Here is a 17,723-nt window from a genome sequence, read left to right as displayed (position 1 = left end):
CCCTATGATGGGCTCTTCAAGTCCGCCCTGACGGATTTCAGTGTTCCCAGGACACAGCAACGGCTCCTCTGCTGGGATCTCGAGTTGAGAGACCAAAACCCCGGAGAGAAGCCGTTGGACTTGGAGCATATAACCGGACTGTCACCAGAACAATTCACCGAGCTCACAGGGCTCGTTCAAGTTCCCGAGAGGTCGGGTTCGTGACCGATCCCGAAGAACGGCAGGGCTCGTTCGGGTAGGTCCCGGATCGCGCGGGTGGCCTTGGCGATGTTGACCGCTCCGGTCACCTTCAGCGCCCCGATGGCCAGGTTGCGCAACGTGGCCATCGCGCGGGGAGCACTGCCTGTGTGGACCGTGGAGGCGTCCTCACCGAACGTGACATCACGGATGTGGTGGTTGGAGTTGTGCGAGTCGGCCAGGGGCGCGGTTCCGGCGTTTCCGCACGGTCGTTTCCCCTGGCCGCTCGCCCGAACCCGGCGTGCCGGTTTCCCGGCACCGGGCTCTCCACGAGTCCCTGTTTCGTGCCGGGTGTGATGGAGGCTCTCAACCCTGGGAAGGATGAGAGACATGCCCGCACCGAGGAAGTACCCCGATGAGCTGCGCGAACGCGCTACCCGGATGGTGGTGGAGGCCCGCAGGGACGCGGCCACCCGCGATGGGGCCATCGCCCGCACCGCCGACCAGTTGGGTGTCAACCGCGAGACCCTGCGCAACTGGGTGACCCAGGCCGAGGTCGACGCCGGGGACCGGCCCGGCACCACCACCGACCAGGTCCAGCGGATCGCCGAGCTGGAGCGCGAGAACCGCGAACTCAAGCGCGCCAACGCGATCCTCAAATCCGCGTCGGCTTTCTTCGCGGCGGAGCTCGACCGCCCACATCACAGGTAGTCGCCTACATCGACGCCTACCGTTCGGAGTTCGGGGTCGAGCCGATCTGCGACACCTTGCAGTTCGCCCCGTCCACCTACTACGCGGCCAAGTCCCGGCCGCCCTCACTACGGTCGCGCACCGACGCTGTCACGAGTGAGAAGATCACGAAGGTGCACGCCGACAACTACGGCGTCTACTACTCCAGTTGTAGATCCGGTTTGTCCTGGCCGGTGGCCATAAGTCGGGATCGGGGAGGTCTCACCGAGCTGACCTGGCCGTTTCCCGGACACGCGAACGGCCACCGCCCGATCATCGATGGTTGTGAAGACAAAGAAGACGCAGGCGGTGGCCGCAGCCACCAGCGTAGCGGCCCGACGCTGGCCGCACCTGCTGAACGAACTCGTCCACACCGTCGTCGATCCGTACCTGGCCCGCCCCGAGACCCGCACCACTGCCCACGACCTGGTCAGCGCCCTGCTCGCACCGCTCACCCGCAAGAACTGCTGGAGCCTGGCCGAGCACGCCGGACACCGCGCCCCCTACCGGATGCAGCACCTGCTCAACCGCGCCCGCCTGGACGAGCAGGCGCTGGCTGCCGCTCTGCGCGGCTACGTCACCACCCGCCTGGGGCGCGATGACGTGGTCCTGGTCGTGGACGAGACCGGCGATGTGAAGAAGGGCACCCACACTGTCGGGGTGGCCCGCCAGTACTCGGGCACCGCCGGAAGGATCGAGAACTGCCAGGTAGCGGTCTACCTCGCCTACACCACCTCCGCTGGGCACGCCCTGATCGACCACCGCCTCTACCTGCCCCGGACCTGGACCGACGATGCCGCCCGGCTCGCCGCGGTCGGGGTGCCCGACGAGATCTCCTTCGCCACCAAACCCGAACTGGCGAAGGAGATGATCGCCGCTGCCCTGGACCACACCCCCACCGCATGGGTGGCCGGCGACGAGGTCTACGGCCGCAACCCCGACCTGCGCACCTTCCTCCAGGAGCGTCGCGTCGGGTATGTGATGGCCGTCGCCGCGACCGATCGCCTCACCACCCCGCGCGGCCCGGTGGCGCTGAAGGAGCTGGCCGTACTCCTCCCCGACACGGCCTGGCAGAAGCTGTCGGCCGGGGCGGGGGCCAAAGGCGATCGGTTCTACGACTGGGCGCTCATCGACGACCACGCCGACGAGGTCGGGGTGCGGTGGGTGCTGATGCGCCGCAACCGCACCACCGGCGAGCTGGCGTTCTACCGGTGCTATGCCTGCCAACCGGTGCCGCTGGCCCGTCTGGTGGCGGTGGCCGGACGCCGCTGGCGGGTGGAGGAGTCCTTCCAACAGGGCAAAGGTCTGTCTGGGCTGGACGAGCACCAGGTCAGGACGTGGACCTCCTGGCAGCGGTGGAGCCTGCTGGCGATGGTCGCCTACGCGTTCGTGGCCGTCTGCCGCCTCGCCGAGCTTCGCCGGCATCCGGTCCCGGAGTGGTTGGTGGCGTTGACCTGCAACGAGATCGCCCGTCTGCTGCACGCCCTGTTCGCTTCCCTGCCGGATGTGGAGCACACGCTGGCGTGGTCGGTGTTCAGACGCTCCCACCAGGCACGGGCCAGGGCCTGCCACTACCGCAGACAGGCAGCCCGAGAATCATGACAAACCGGATCTACAACTGGAGTACTACGGGGTGCGCAAGGTCCACGCCGAACTCAACCGTCAGGGCCACCGGGTGGCCCGCTGTACCGTCCACCGTTTGATGAAACGCGCGGGGCTGCACGGGATCACCCGCGGCAAGAGCCCTCGCACCACCGTGCCTGGTTCGGTTCCGGACCTGCGTCCGGACTTGGTGGAACGCTCCTTCGCAGCCGATGCGCCCAACGGATTGTGGGTCGCTGACATCACCTATATCCGCACCCTCGCCGGGTGGGTCTCCGCGGCGTTCGTGATCGATGTGTTCTCCCGCCGGGTGGTGGGCTGGCAGGTGTCGAAGTCGTTGCGCACCGATTTGGCCCTGGACGCGTTGGAGATGGCGGTGTGGAACCGCGAACACGTCGGTCGGCGTATCGACGGTCTGGTCCACCATTCCGACAGGGGCGTGCAATACCTCGCGGTGCGCTACACCCAACGATTGGCCGAAGCGGGTGCGGTGGCCTCGGTCGGCACCACCGGTGATTCCTATGACAACGCGCTGGCCGAGGCGTTCCACTCCTTGTTCAAGGCCGAGCTGGTGCGCAACCGCGGGCCGTGGAGGAGCCTGGACGAGGTGGAGATCGCGGTGGCCGAGTACGTGGACTGGTTCAACCACCGCCGTCTGCACGGAGAGATCGGGCTGGTCCCACCAGCGGAGTTCGAAGACGACTTCTACCGGAACGAGGCCGGGTCAACACAGGCTGAAGCGTTGGTTCCCAGCCTCCAATAAACCCGGCACGAAGCATACGTCCATGCTGTTCCCGTGCCCTCGTCCGACCACGCGTCCGTGATCGTCCTGCCTTCCGGGGTTCTCTCGATCGGCGACGCTGACCGCTTCGAGGAGATCTCCCTTCGCCCCGGGCGTTGGCTGGTGCAGGTCGACCTGGATCCCCGGCATCCGGAGGAAGCTCGGTGGGTGAGGATCCACTTGTCTCCTACAGATCCCCACTAGATGAGTAGCCATTGTTCGAGCTCTGGTGTGCCGGGATCGCCTCCCACCACCCCGTGGTTGTGCGGGTGGATTCGTCCCGTGCCACCCGCACGAATCGCTGCTATTCGGCGGGCTTCTCGTAGGGGGAGGGGAACGGGAAGCGTGCCTGGAGGAACTCCCGCACCATGCGGTTCACGGTCTCCTGGGCCTCGGGTGGTGTGTCGAGGTCGTTGAGGCAGAAGAAGTCGACCTCGTCGGTGGCGTCCAGCTGGTCCAGCCGTTGCCGGGCGTCGGGGGCACCGATGTCGACGTAGCGCATCCGGAACTCGCCCGGTACCGCGCGGCCGGTGAGCAGCGCGTAGTGGTGGTGCATGGTGGCCGCGAACCCCACGTCCGACAGCGCGCGGAAACGCGACCGCGTGGTGCGCTCCACCTCCTGGGCGTACCTGTCCTCCAGTTCCAGCATCACCTGGCGGATCTGCGGGTGCGGGGTGTGCTTGAACTTGTGCGTGATCTGGCGCCCGAACTCCTCGGTGAACAGGGCGCGCACGTTCTTGCCCGCCGAGTTCGGTGCGACCTCGCCCTGCACCGGTTGGCCCACCCCGAACTGGAAGGGGGAGAAGGGCAGCTGGGCGATGCCGTTGGCGTGGAAGAAGTCCTCCGCCCCGACGGGTCGGGCCAGGAACACGTCGTCGTTGAAGTACAGGTAGTGCTCCGACAGGCCCGCGATGTGGTGCAGGCGGGTGCCGATGGCGTGGGAGTTGAAGGTGGGCAACGCGTCGTGGTCGGTGAAGATGTCGCGGTGGTCGACCACGGTGATGCCCTCGGCGTCGGCGTCCAGCCAGGAGGGGACCTGGTTGTCGGTGACCAGGTAGACGTGGCGCACGAACGGCGCGTACATCCGCAGTGAGCGCAGGGAGTAGCGCAACTCGTCGCGGTCGGTGAACCGGGAGGCGTTGGCCGCCAGCCCGGTCGCGGCGTCGTCACCGCGGTGGCGGGCGCGCTTGGCGGCGTGTTCGGGGTCGTCGCCGTCGACCCAGGTGTAGACCACGTCCACGGGGAAGTCGACCTGGTCGACCAGTGTCCAGGTGAACGGCTCGAAGGTGGGGTAGTCGCGTCCGGCCACGGTCAGGGTGGCGGGCTTGCGCTCTGCGCGGGGCAGGACGTCGGCGACCTTGTTGCGGCGCGGCGCCACCAGTGAGTCGGCCAGGACATCAGGCGGCGTCTGCGTGCGCAGCTTGGACAGGATCTCCTGGGCGTTGTCGCGCTCGAGCAGGGTGGCGCCGTCGCGCCAGAACTCCACGTCGCACCCGTACTCGAACCCGGCCAGGATCGTCCCGGTGGGGGACAGGAGTGGTTCGGCGAAGCGGATGGTCAGGCCGGACTTGATCTCCTCGTCCAGTGCTCCGTCGACGTAGGCGCAGGCGGCGGCCGTGGTGCCCTGGGGTCCGGGTTTGACGGCGTACAGGGCGGTGGAGGCGTACAGCTCGCGCATGGCTTCCAGGACGCGTTTGCGCTCGGAGCGGTGAAGTCCGACCACGTACCGCAGGGGGGAGCGGCCCCGGACGAGGAAGTAGTCGATTCCGGCGGTCTCCAGGGCGGTGGTGACCAGGCGCAGGTTGTGCGTGGAGGCGTCGGCGGCGGTGAAGTCGTCCACGACGCGTCCCAGGAGGTCCGCGTCTTCGACCGTGACGGGGCGCACGGTCGGGTCGGTGTCGAGGAGGTTCTGGCGTCGCTGGGCGATCTTGGCCAGCCGTTTGTGTTCGGCGGCCTGGCGGCGCTCTTCGGCGGCTTGTTCGGCTGCTTGGCGGCGTTCCTCTTCCAGGCGTGCCCTGGTGGCGGGAGGCAGGAGTCGTTCGCCGGCTCGCTTCACACGTGCTGCCAGGGCCATGGAGGAGGATCCTTCTGTCGAGGTCGGGGAGCGGCTTCCAGGTGGGACTCTGTGCCACGCCAAAGGAGCATAAGCGCCAGGTGTTCATGGAAGGGACGAATGGGGTACTCCTGACGTTCGCGTCGATATGAGATTGAGACTCACTCGGGATGCTCGCCCTCGATCGCATCCGGGATTTCCAGTGCGCCTGCTGGCATCTGCTGTGAGCTCGTACCGCGATCCCTTGGCTGCCTGGGTCGCCAAGAGTGCTCGTGCCGCAGCAGGGCGGTGATCGCGCCAAGCTCAAGCGCTTCAGGCTGGCGCGCACTGGCCCCCGTCGCGGTTCGGAGCCCAAGCGAGGGGCCAGGCCGCCGAGGAGCAGGGCTTGTTGCCTGACTTGGCGCACATGGCTGATCGCGTGGTGTCACGTCGACTCGGCTCCGAGTGGCAGGGATGATTTGATGCTTTGCCGTTCTGTTCCAAAGCTGTGACCTGCCCAGACGCTGTCGTCGTGAAGTAGGTCACTGGACTTGCCCGCGATGGACTTCGGATATCTCGCCCCATTGGACTCGAAGAACCAGGTGGGACGGTGTTTCACCGTAAACATGCAGGTGCGAAGCCGCTGGTAGACACGGGATCGGCGTCACCGTGTCTCTGTTAGCGTCTCCCGACAATCCCAGCGTCCTGTATGTCCGAATTGATGCTGCTGTAGACCCCGTGAGAGGCATCCCCCATGCGTCGCCCCTTGACCCGAGCGACGGCCGTCACCACTGCCGTCACACTGGCGTTGACACTGTTCGCGGCAGTGCCAGCCCATGCTGACCCCGATCAGCCCACACCGGAAGAGATCGCAGCCGATCCCACCGCTGCGGCGGAGCAGGACGCTCTGGCCTTGGCCGCGCAGACTGGGGAGCGGGTGGAGATCGAGGGGCTGACGGACGAGAAGACCCAGCACTTCGCCAACCCCGACGGCACGCTGACCATGGAGACCCACGCACTCCCGGTCCGTGTCCGCTCCGATGACGGGTGGGTGGACGCCGACACCACCCTCGTCGCTGCTGAGGACGGCATGGTCCGTCCGCGCGCCGCGGGGATCGACATCGCCTTCTCTGGCGGCGGCGACGCCCCCATGGCCCGCATTGGTATCGGTTCCAACAGCGTCGAGCTCGACTGGATCGGTGACCTGCCCACACCCGTCCTGGACGGAAACCAGGCCACCTACGCGGACGTGCTCCCCGATGTGGACCTGGTGCTGACCGCCGGTGTGGAGGGCTTCACCCAGGTCCTGGTGGTCCACACCCCCGAGGCCGCCGCCGCTCCCGAACTGGCCGAACTCGAACTGGCCCTGGGCACGGACGGCGTCACGGTCGCCGCCGACGACCACGGCAACCTGGAGGCCACCGGCGACGAGGGCGGCCGCAGCGTCTTCGCGATCCAAGCCCCCTCCATGTGGGACTCCACCGGAGCTGACGAGGCCGCCCCCTCCGAGGATCCGGCCGTCGCTCCGCTGTCCGGATCTCTCATGGAGCCGGTGGAGACCACGCTCGACGTGGACGCCATCCGGCTCGTCCCGGACCAGCAGATGCTCACCGACGAGGCCACCGAGTACCCCGTCTACATCGATCCCTCGGTGAGCGCCTCGCGCCCGAACTGGGCCTACGTCGACAAGGCCTTCCCGAACCAGGAGTACTTCAACCCCAGCGTCGAGTCCGTCGGTGTCGGCCGCATCGAATGGGACCGCGTCTATACGCGTCGGGCGTTCTTCCAGTTCACCACTATGGGGCGTACCGAGCACGAGAACACCATCATCAACTCGGCGACACTGCGCACGGAAGTCGAATGGGCTTACGACTGCAACAGCGACTCCCACGTCCAGCTCCACCGGGTCGACGCCTTCGACTCCGACACCACGTGGAACAACCAGCCGAGTGCCCGTGACCACCTGGACACCCAGAACGTCACCGGCGGCTGGGCCACCTGCCCCGCCTCCAGCGGCGTGGAGTTCGACGCCACCGACGCCTACCAATGGGGCCTGGACAACAACACGTCGCACATCTACCTGCGACTGAAGGAACGCGACGAAGCCGGCACCACCGCCTGGCGCCGATTCAACATCGACACCGACCCGCCGGTCCTGGTGGTCAACTACAACCACCCGCCCGAGCAGCCCACCACCTCCACCCTCTCCGACTCCCTGGGCGGGGTGTGCTCCACCGACCCCGCCAACCCCAGGCTGATCAACGACACCACGGTCACACTGCGCGCCCAGATCCGCGACCGCGACTCCTACTGGGTGGGCCAACAGGTCAAGGCCCGCTTCGAGTGGAAGATCGACGGCGCCGCCGACACCCTGGGGTCAGCCGACTCGACGAGCGTCACGGTGGCCACGTGGCCTGAGGGAAGCTACCGATCGGTGACCGCCTCCGACCTGCCCGAGCAGGAACTGATCGCCTACCGCACCCGGGGCCAGGACTCGGCCAACTGGGGCCCGTGGTCGCAGTGGTGCTACCTGTCGGTCGACACCTCCAAGCCCGACACCGGACCCGTGGTGACCTCCACGGACTACCCGGCGGGCGACGAGGAGCACGGCAGTGTGGGGCGCACCGGTGACTTCACCTTCGCCAACAACGGGGTGGCCGACGCCGCCGCCTACCACTACAGCGTCAACGACGCCTCCTGCTCCACCACCGTCGACCTGGACACCCCGGGCGCGGAGGTCACCGTTCCCATCACGCCGCACCGGTCCGGCCCGAACCTGATCCACGCCCGGATCACCGACGCGCACGGCAATTCCTCGGAGTGCGGTCTGGTGTACACCTTCACGGTCGCTCCGCCCGCGGATCCAGTGTCCTACTTCCCTTTGAACGAGGGCCAGGGCACGAGCGCGACCGATGCCATGGACCAGCGTCGCACCGCTGACGCGACCAGTACCGTCGACTGGGCGAGGGGCCGCGTGGGCGAGGTATCCGGGGGTTCCTACCGGCTGGAAGGCACGGCAGCCGGATTGGACGGTGCTTCCGAAGCGCTGGCGACCGATGCACCCGTAGTGGACACCAGCGGGACATTCTCGGTTTCGGCGTGGGTGCGCTTGGACCAACGCCCCTCGGGCAACGCGACCGCGGTGGCTCAGGACGGTGTGCACCAGTCCTCCTTCCACCTGGGCTACCAGGGCCACAGCACTGAGCGGTGGACGTTCAAGATGGCGCCCTCGGACGAGGTCACCCAGGGCGGTAGCGAAGGCTGGACGTACGCCTTCTCCACGGATCCGGTCGAACTCGGCGTATGGACCCACCTGCTGGGGGTCTTCGACTCCGCCACAGGTGAGCTGACTCTGTACGTCGACGGAGTCGAGCAGTCCACCGCGGTCGAGGACGATGCCTGGAACGCCGGATCCGGGCTGACGATCGGCCGGGGAACCTACCAGGGCGCGCCGGATTATCACTGGCCTGGTGCGATCGACGACGTCCGGGTCTGGGACCGGGTCGTCACCGACCAGACTTTGGACGAGGAGTCGCGGGCGGAGGCGTGGAGCCTGGCCAACCGTCCGGTCGCGTTGGAGGGGCGTTGGCTCCTTGACGAGACCGGTGGCACCGCGGTCGCCGACTCCTCCGACCACGGCCTGGACGGCACCCTGCACGGGGACCCTCAAACCGCGTGGAACCACGCGTTCAACGACGTCACCTTCACCCCGGGCGTTCGTTTGGACGAGATCCGGCAGGAGCACGTCACCACCGAAGGCCCGGCGGTGCGCACCGACCGCAGCTACAGCGTGGCCGCGTGGGTGCGCCTGGACGAGGTCGGTCACAACGCCACGGCGGTGGCCCAGAACGGCGCGGCCCACAGCGGCTTCTACCTCAGTTACCAGTACTCCTACGACTGGGACAACTGGGTGATGAAGGTGCCACCGTCCGACGAGATCGGTGCCTCCGGGTGGCACCGTGCGCTGTCGGACCACTCCCCGGAGTTCGGCCGGTGGACCCACCTGGCCGCCACCTACGACCACACCCGCCGCGAGGCCACCCTGTACGTCGACGGCATCGCGCAGGGCACGGTGGACGTGCCCGCCGCCTGGCACGCCAGCGGCCCCACGGTGATCGGTGGTGCCCAGTTCGAGCAGGCGTTCGCCGATGCATGGTCGGGCGACATCAGTGACGTCCACCTCTACCAGGGCGTACTAGCCGAAAGCGACCTCAGCAGCATCATGTGGAGTTTCCTGCCCGCGTCCTGACCCACACGTCCCCCACCCCGTCATCCCCTGACACACGATCTGCCCAGCGGACTCCGATCCGGTGGGCGGGAGGTTCCCCCACGTGTCCGACACGCTTCAGTCCGTCAAATCCGCGCGCCGCGTGCCCGCCAGCAGGCGCATCCGTAAGACCTTCGTCTCCTTCACCGCTCTGGTCACCGTGACGGGCCTGGCCGCGTCATTGCCCGCCTCGGCGATGGCCGTCAATTCTCGCCCAGGGGTCGCCGAAACCGAGTCGGTGCGTGGGCAGGAGGCCGTCCAGGAAGCGATCGCACTGGACAGTGCGGTGGCCGATGCCGCCATGACAGCTCTGGACGAGGCCGACTGGCCGGAGCCGGGGACGGTGGCGGTCGCGTTGGAGCAGCCTGATGCCCAAGCATCCGCCGCTCCCGCGCAGGGCGACGAGGCGGCCATCAGTCTCGGTGCGGTCCATGGGCAGGACTTCGAGGAGTGGGACTCCCCCTTCCCAGAAGCGGAGAGCGCATCGGAGGACGCGGATTCCGACGTAGGTGCCAACGAGCGACGGATGCCGCTGGAACCGGGAGATGAGCGGGGCGGAACCGACACGGACTCCCCGGCGCAGGAGGAGCAGGAAACCCCGGATCGGTCCCCAGACCCCACACCCCATCCCGGAGACGACGGGACACCGGAGCAGCCGGAGGACGACGCAGAATCCGAAGAATCCGCCGAGGACGGCGAACCGTCGGATGAGGCCCCCTCCTCTGAGGCGACCGAGGAGAGCGACCCTGCCGATCCTGTTGAGCAGGCCGAACCCGAGCCCGTCACCGGTGTCGAGGTGGAGATCCTGGACCGGGACGAGGCCGCCGAGCTCGGCCTGTCGGGCCTGACCCTGCGGTTGACCCGTACCGACGGCGTGGATGCCGCCGGGCCGGTCGAGGTGGAGGTGGACTACGGTGATTTCGCCACCGCCTACGGGTCCGACTACGGCTCCCGCCTGTCCCTGGTCGCGTTGACCCCGTGCGAGGAAGGCGATGAGGAGACGGACTGCTTGGCCTCGCACGATCTGGACTCGCTCAACGACACCGAGGCCCAGACCCTGTCGGCCATGGCTCCGGCCACCTCATCGGGCATGCTGCTGACGGCGGCCGCCACCACCACTGCCGGTGGCGAGGCCACCGGAGACTACACCGCCACCTCACTCAGCCCATCCTCCACCTGGAACGTGGGCACACAGTCGGGCGGGTTCTCCTGGAACTACCCGATGGCCGCGCCGAACGTGGCCGGCGGGCTCAAGCCCGAGGTCGGCCTGTCCTACTCCTCGCAGTCCGTGGACGGCCGGGTGTCCAACACCAACAACCAGACCTCCTGGATCGGGGAAGGGTTCGACTACCACCCCGGCTACATCGAACGCCGCTACGCCACCTGCCAGGACGACGACACCGAGATCCCCGACCAGTGCTGGTCGCACCACAACGCCACCCTCAACCTGGGCGGCCGATCCACCGAGCTGGTCTACGACGACGGCGAGTGGACCCCCCGCAACGACGACGGCTCCAAGGTCGAGCGCCTGACCGGCACGACCAACGGTGACGACGACGGCGAGTACTGGAAGGTCACCACGACCGACGGCACCCAGTACTTCTTCGGCCTCAACCACCTGCCCGGCCACACCACCGGCGACGAGGAGACCAACTCGGCATGGACGGTGCCGGTGTTCGGCAACGACTCCGGCGAACCCTGCTACGACGCCACCCTGGACGACGCCTGGTGTGACCAGGCGTGGCGGTGGAACCTGGACTACGTCGTCGACGTCCAAGGCAACGCGCTGGTGAACTACTACGAGGCCGAGACCAACAACTACGGCCTGAACTTCACGTCTGACCCGGTCGACTATGACCGCGGCGGCTACCTGGCCCGTACCGACTACGGGCTGCGGGACGCCGACCCACACGCCACCGCTCCGGCCCGAGTCATCTACACCGTGTCCGAGCGGTGCCTGCCGGACGAGAACTTCGACTGCGCGGAGACCAAGCGCACCGAGGACAACGCCGAGCACTGGCCTGACACCCCCCTCGACCAGGACTGCGAGACCGACTGCGCGGGCCAGCACTCCCCGACGTTCTGGACCACCAAGAAGCTCGACCAGATCACCACCCAGGTCCACGACGGCAGCGACTACACCACCGTTGACACCTGGGACTTCGAACACCGCTTCCCTGACCCCGGCGACGGAACCGACCCCACTCTGTGGCTGGATTCGATCACCCACACCGGCCACGTGGGCGGCACCGAGTCCTACCCCGCGATCACGTTCGCCGGGACCCCGATGCCCAACCGCATCGACTCCACCGCCGACGGCCTGGCGCCGATGAACAAGTGGCGGATCACCAGCATCTACACCGAGACCGGTGCCCAGGTGAACGTCAACTACGCCGCGCCCGACTGTGTCGAGGGTCAGACCCCCGAACCGCACGAGAACACCCAGACATGCTTCCCGGTGATCCGCACCCACCAAGCCGGAGCCGAGGAGATCACCGACTGGTTCGCCAAGTACACCGTGGAGCAACTGGTCGAGGTCGACCTGGTGGGCGGGCAGCCGGACCAGGTCACCACCTACGACTACGTCGGCACCCCGGCCTGGCGGTACATGGACGACGACGGGTTCGTCGACGAGGACAAGCGCACCTGGTCCCAGTGGCGCGGCTATGACCGGGTGATCGTGCGCACCGGCCACCCCGACGAGGTCCAGACCGAGACTGAGCACCTGTTCTATCAGGGCATGGACGGCGACCACCTGCCCACCGGCACCCGCTCGGCCGAGATCACCGACTCCACCGGCACCACCGTGTCCGACGGCCCCGTCTTCAACGGCCGCACCCGCGAGGTCATCGTCCGCGACGGTGCGGGCGGTGAGGTGGTCTCCAAGACCATCACCACACCGTGGAAGGACCAGACCGCGACCAGCTCCCACTCCTGGGACGACCGCGGTGCCCACATGGTCGACACCGAGCGGACGGACGCCTACACCGCCCTGGCCGACGGCTCGTTCCGCCAGACGCGCACCACCAACACTTTCGACTCCCACGGGATGATCACCCAGGTGCACGACGCCGGTGACGTCGACGACCCCGACGACGACCGGTGCACCAACACCACCTACGCTCGCAACACCGATATCCATCTGTTGTCGCTGGTGGCCCAGACCCGCACGGTGGCCGCCGGCTGTGAGGCGACCGCCTCGGTCGACGACGTCATCACCCACACCCGCACCCTCTACGACGACGGCGCGTTCGGCGACACCCCCACCCAGGGCCGCCCGACCAAGACGCAACGGGTGGTGGACCACGACGGCATCGACCCGGTCTTCCAGACGGTGACCACCACCGAGTTCGACGAATACGGGCGTGCCGTCTCGGTCACCGACGCCGAGAACAACACCACCACGACCGACTACACCGCCGCCCTGGCCGGTGGCCACGACACCAAGGTCGAGACCACCAACCCCCTGGGCCACGTCACGGTCGAGGAGTACGACTCCCGATCACAACCGGTGACCAAGACTGACGCCAGCGGCAACACCACCGAACTCGCCTACGACCCCCTCGGCAGGCTCACCCAGGTGTGGCTGGCCGACCGCGACCGGGACCGCGGCTTCTCCCCCTCACAGAAGTACGAGTACCACGTCGCCAGGGACGCGCCGACCACGGTGACCACCCACAGTCTCAACGCTGACGGTGACTACACCACCAGTTACAAGATTCTCGACGGGTTCCTGCGCCAACGCCAGACCCAGGCCCCGGCCCCCGGTGGTGGACGCGTGGTCACCGACACCTTCTATGACTCGCGCGGCAACACCGTCACCGAACGCGACCCCTACTTCAACGCCGACGAACCCATCGGTGACCTGTTCGTCGTGGCCAACGCCGACGAGATCCCCCGCTGGACCCGCACCGTCTACGACGGCGCCGACCGGGCCACCGACACCCTGCACATGTCCCGGGGTGTGGAGCAGTGGCGCACGAGCGTCGAGCACCACGGCGACCGGATCCTGACCACGGTCCCCGAAGGCGGCACCGGAACCACCGCCATCACCGACGCACGCGGCAACACCGTCGAGATCCGCAAACACCACAGCGAACAGCCCACCGGCGCGTACGACTCCACCGCCTACACCTACACCGCGCGCGGCGAACTGGAGACCGTCACCGACCCGGGCGGCAACACCTGGACCTACACCTACGACCTGTTGGGTCGCAAGGTCTCCGAGGACGACCCCGACACCGGTACGACCACGACCACCTACAATGCCCTCGACCGGCCGGTGCTCACGACCGACGCCCGAGGCCAGGTGCTCCACAACGCCTACGACGCACTCGGCCGCACCACCCACCTGCGCGAAGACTCCGCCACCGGCCCCCTGCGCGCCTCGTGGACCTACGACACCCTGATGAAGGGCAAGCTGGCCACGGCCACCCGACACCATGACGGCCAGGCCTACACCACCCGGATCGCGGGCTACGACGCACTGGGCCGCGAACGCGCCCGGTTCGTCGACATCCCCAGCTCCGAAGAGGAGTTGGCGGGTTCGTACCTGTTCCGCACGATGTACAACCCCGATGGCAGCGTGCGGTCGGTGGCGTTGCCGCCGACCGGGAGCCTGCCGGGCGAGGCCGTGGTGTACGACTACGACGAACTGGGCAATCCGACCACCCTCTCGGCGAGCCAGGACATCGTCACCGACACGCTCTACTCCAAGGTCGGCAACCTCGTCCAGCGCGAGTTCTACCGCGGTGTGCTGGGCTCGGACCGCACCTGGCAGACCTTCGACTTCGACGAGAAGACCAACCGGCTGTCCATGGCCAGCGTCGTCCCCCAAGCCGGCGAGGGGTCGCTGTCGACCAAGACCTACGGCTACGACGACATCGGCAACCTGCTGCGAATCAACGACGAACCCACCAGCGCCGAACAGCCGAACGACGTCCAGTGCTTCGACTACGACCACCTGCGCCGTCTGAGCCAGGTGTGGACTCCCGACGCCACCGGTGACCAGGCCTGCGCCGCAGCCCCGGACGTGCAGAACCTGGGCGGGGCCTCGCCGTACTGGCACTCCTACACCTACGACGAGGTCGGCAACCGAACCGAGGAGACCCAGTACAGCAGAGCAGGGAACACCACACGCTCGTACTCGACTCCCGAGCAGGGTCCGGCGCACGCCGTGGCCCGGGTCGACCAGGACAGCGCTGGCAATCCTTCGACCCACACCTATGATTACGACGCGGCCGGCAACATGATCAGCCGAGTTACCGGAGAGCGCGATCAGACCCTGGAGTGGGACGCCGAAGGCGAACTCGCCACGGTCACCGATGGGCTGAACTCGACCGAGTACGTCTACGACGCCGACGGTGAGCGGCTGCTCCGGCGGGCGAACGGTGCCACCACCCTGTACCTTCCAGGGATGGAGGTGACCTGGGATCCGGCTGCGGGGACCGAGGAGGCCACGCGCTACTACGAGCACGGCGGCGAGACCGTCGCGGTGCGCCAGGACGACGGGAGCCTGCACTGGGTGCTGTCCGATCACCACGGCACCGGTGAGATCACGGTCGACGCGGTGTGGGGCGAGGTGGCCCAGCGGCGGATGACCGCCTTCGGCCAGGACCGAGGGGCTGAAGGCTCCTGGCCGGGTGAGCGTGGATTCGTGGACGGCACCTTTGATGCCTCGACGGGCCTGACCCAGCTGGGAGCGCGCGCCTACGACTCTGCACTCGGCCGGTTCATCTCGGTGGACCCGGTGATGGATCTGACGGACGGCCAGCAGATGCACGGGTACGCCTACTACTCCAGTTGTAGATCCGGTTTGTCCTGGCCGGTGGCCATAAGTCGGGATCGGGGAGGTCTCACCGAGCTGACCTGGCCGTTTCCCGGACACGCGAACGGCCACCGCCCGATCATCGATGGTTGTGAAGACAAAGAAGACGCAGGCGGTGGCCGCAGCCACCAGCGTAGCGGCCCGACGCTGGCCGCACCTGCTGAACGAACTCGTCCACACCGTCGTCGATCCGTACCTGGCCCGCCCCGAGACCCGCACCACTGCCCACGACCTGGTCAGCGCCCTGCTCGCACCGCTCACCCGCAAGAACTGCTGGAGCCTGGCCGAGCACGCCGGACACCGCGCCCCCTACCGGATGCAGCACCTGCTCAACCGCGCCCGCCTGGACGAGCAGGCGCTGGCTGCCGCTCTGCGCGGCTACGTCACCACCCGCCTGGGGCGCGATGACGTGGTCCTGGTCGTGGACGAGACCGGCGATGTGAAGAAGGGCACCCACACTGTCGGGGTGGCCCGCCAGTACTCGGGCACCGCCGGAAGGATCGAGAACTGCCAGGTAGCGGTCTACCTCGCCTACACCACCTCCGCTGGGCACGCCCTGATCGACCACCGCCTCTACCTGCCCCGGACCTGGACCGACGATGCCGCCCGGCTCGCCGCGGTCGGGGTGCCCGACGAGATCTCCTTCGCCACCAAACCCGAACTGGCGAAGGAGATGATCGCCGCTGCCCTGGACCACACCCCCACCGCATGGGTGGCCGGCGACGAGGTCTACGGCCGCAACCCCGACCTGCGCACCTTCCTCCAGGAGCGTCGCGTCGGGTATGTGATGGCCGTCGCCGCGACCGATCGCCTCACCACCCCGCGCGGCCCGGTGGCGCTGAAGGAGCTGGCCGTACTCCTCCCCGACACGGCCTGGCAGAAGCTGTCGGCCGGGGCGGGGGCCAAAGGCGATCGGTTCTACGACTGGGCGCTCATCGACGACCACGCCGACGAGGTCGGGGTGCGGTGGGTGCTGATGCGCCGCAACCGCACCACCGGCGAGCTGGCGTTCTACCGGTGCTATGCCTGCCAACCGGTGCCGCTGGCCCGTCTGGTGGCGGTGGCCGGACGCCGCTGGCGGGTGGAGGAGTCCTTCCAACAGGGCAAAGGTCTGTCTGGGCTGGACGAGCACCAGGTCAGGACGTGGACCTCCTGGCAGCGGTGGAGCCTGCTGGCGATGGTCGCCTACGCGTTCGTGGCCGTCTGCCGCCTCGCCGAGCTTCGCCGGCATCCGGTCCCGGAGTGGTTGGTGGCGTTGACCTGCAACGAGATCGCCCGTCTGCTGCACGCCCTGTTCGCTTCCCTGCCGGATGTGGAGCACACGCTGGCGTGGTCGGTGTTCAGACGCTCCCACCAGGCACGGGCCAGGGCCTGCCACTACCGCAGACAGGCAGCCCGAGAATCATGACAAACCGGATCTACAACTGGAGTACTACTCCAACAACAACCCGGTGAGCTTCAGTGACGCCAGTGGGCTGTTGCTGACGGGTGGGCACGGGAGTTCTTCGAGTTCTGTTTCTCCCGCTGCTCAATTGCGTGATGACATGTGGTTGTGGCGTGCGCAGAACAGGCACCGGAACAATCCGGCGGCGTTGCGGAAGGCCACCAACAACTTCCATCGATTCACGGGTGGTAGGTACAGGAGTTACAGTTCTGGGCCGCGTACCTACGTTCCCTCGCCCAGGCCGGTGGCCCCGACAAGAGCTCCTGTCAGTGAGACAGTCGACCCGAAAACCCAGGCCAACAACGAAGCCAGTTGGTTGAGCCAGGCCGGGAGCGCGGTCGGCGGTTGGTTTTCAGACAGGTACACCACTGATGATGGTCGTGCCAATTGGGGGAACATTCTTGGTGACGCTGGACTCGTTCTGGGAATTGCTGGAATTCTTGCGTGCCCTGTGTGTGGTGCATTGGGGGTGATTGGTGCAGGTCTATCTGTGGGAAGTGGAATCTGGAACGCGCGCGAAGGGAACACTGGGGCAGCTCTGTGGGCGTTCGCTGGAGGGATTCCTGTGCTGGGTACGATCGGGGTTCGTGCGGCATCGGCTGCGCGCATGGCGAGTGCTCGTAATGCATGGTGGTCTGGTATCACCACTAACAATGGAGTCATTCGTGCTAGGCCGCGCGTCCACCGTTTGGAGGAAAGTAGATTGGCAAGGGCTGAGGGCGGTATTGCTACTTTCTCTAGCGTCGCCGACTCTGGCTTGGGGCATGCGGGAATGCACATTGCTATCGGTGGCGTCGCGTACAATGAGGCCGGAGCCTATCGTTTTGGGGGGAGCTAGGTTTGACGCGGAGTAAAGAGGGCGGA

7 protein-coding genes, 1 pseudogene and 1 other annotated feature are annotated in these 17,723 nt (G+C 67.4%); of the genes and pseudogenes, 6 read left to right on the top strand and 2 right to left on the bottom strand.

What is annotated here, in order from left to right; translation table 11 throughout:
- Positions 1-176: 176 nt before the first annotated feature.
- Positions 177-326: a hypothetical protein gene (locus tag ACIBFB_RS20110; protein WP_397232248.1), complete on the bottom strand. Its 150-nt coding sequence runs from the start codon at positions 324-326 to the stop codon at positions 177-179.
- Positions 327-567: 241 nt separating this feature from the next.
- Between ACIBFB_RS20110 and ACIBFB_RS20105 the strand changes: the two genes are divergently transcribed.
- The 3 genes from ACIBFB_RS20105 (at position 568) to ACIBFB_RS20095 (ending at position 3,271) form a co-directional block, all read left to right on the top strand.
- Entirely contained in the window at positions 568-888 is a 321-nt protein-coding gene (locus tag ACIBFB_RS20105; protein ID WP_397232246.1) for a transposase, read from the top strand.
- Positions 846-959: a sequence feature (AL1L pseudoknot), on the top strand. (Overlaps the previous gene by 43 nt.)
- A 337-nt stretch (positions 960-1,296) precedes the next feature.
- A complete protein-coding gene (locus tag ACIBFB_RS20100) occupies positions 1,297-2,508 on the top strand; it encodes an IS701 family transposase (protein WP_397232370.1) in 1,212 nt (403 codons plus the stop codon).
- Between the two features lie 31 nt (positions 2,509-2,539).
- Positions 2,540-3,271 carry an IS3 family transposase gene (locus tag ACIBFB_RS20095; protein WP_397232244.1) on the top strand — a complete coding sequence of 244 codons (732 nt, stop codon included), beginning with the start codon at positions 2,540-2,542 and terminating at the stop codon, positions 3,269-3,271.
- Positions 3,272-3,593: 322 nt separating this feature from the next.
- On the opposite strand, the gene ACIBFB_RS20090 is transcribed toward ACIBFB_RS20095, so the two are convergent.
- Positions 3,594-5,363 carry a stealth conserved region 3 domain-containing protein gene (locus ACIBFB_RS20090; RefSeq protein WP_397232242.1) on the bottom strand — a complete coding sequence of 590 codons (1,770 nt, stop codon included), beginning with the start codon at positions 5,361-5,363 and terminating at the stop codon, positions 3,594-3,596.
- 712 nt (positions 5,364-6,075) lie between these two features.
- Between ACIBFB_RS20090 and ACIBFB_RS20085 the strand changes: the two genes are divergently transcribed.
- The 3 genes and pseudogenes from ACIBFB_RS20085 to ACIBFB_RS20075 all read left to right on the top strand — a co-directional run bounded on the left by ACIBFB_RS20085 (position 6,076) and on the right by ACIBFB_RS20075 (position 16,823).
- Positions 6,076-9,570 (top strand): LamG-like jellyroll fold domain-containing protein, encoded by a 3,495-nt coding sequence (locus ACIBFB_RS20085; RefSeq protein ID WP_397232240.1) that lies wholly within the window; start codon positions 6,076-6,078, stop codon positions 9,568-9,570.
- Positions 9,571-9,784: 214 nt separating this feature from the next.
- Positions 9,785-15,373: pseudogene (locus ACIBFB_RS20080) on the top strand (type IV secretion protein Rhs); the annotation flags it as partial.
- A 157-nt stretch (positions 15,374-15,530) separates the two neighbouring features.
- Positions 15,531-16,823, top strand: a complete 1,293-nt coding sequence (locus ACIBFB_RS20075; protein ID WP_397232238.1) for an IS701 family transposase — start codon at positions 15,531-15,533, stop codon at positions 16,821-16,823.
- The last annotated feature ends 900 nt before the right edge of the window (positions 16,824-17,723 follow it).

It is taken from the genome of Nocardiopsis sp. NPDC050513 (assembly GCF_044457925.1).
In the GTDB taxonomy this organism is placed as follows: Bacteria; Actinomycetota; Actinomycetes; order Streptosporangiales; family Streptosporangiaceae; genus Nocardiopsis.
The sequence above is the reverse complement of the archived record's forward strand: the minus strand, read 5'-3'. Positions and strand labels throughout refer to the sequence as shown.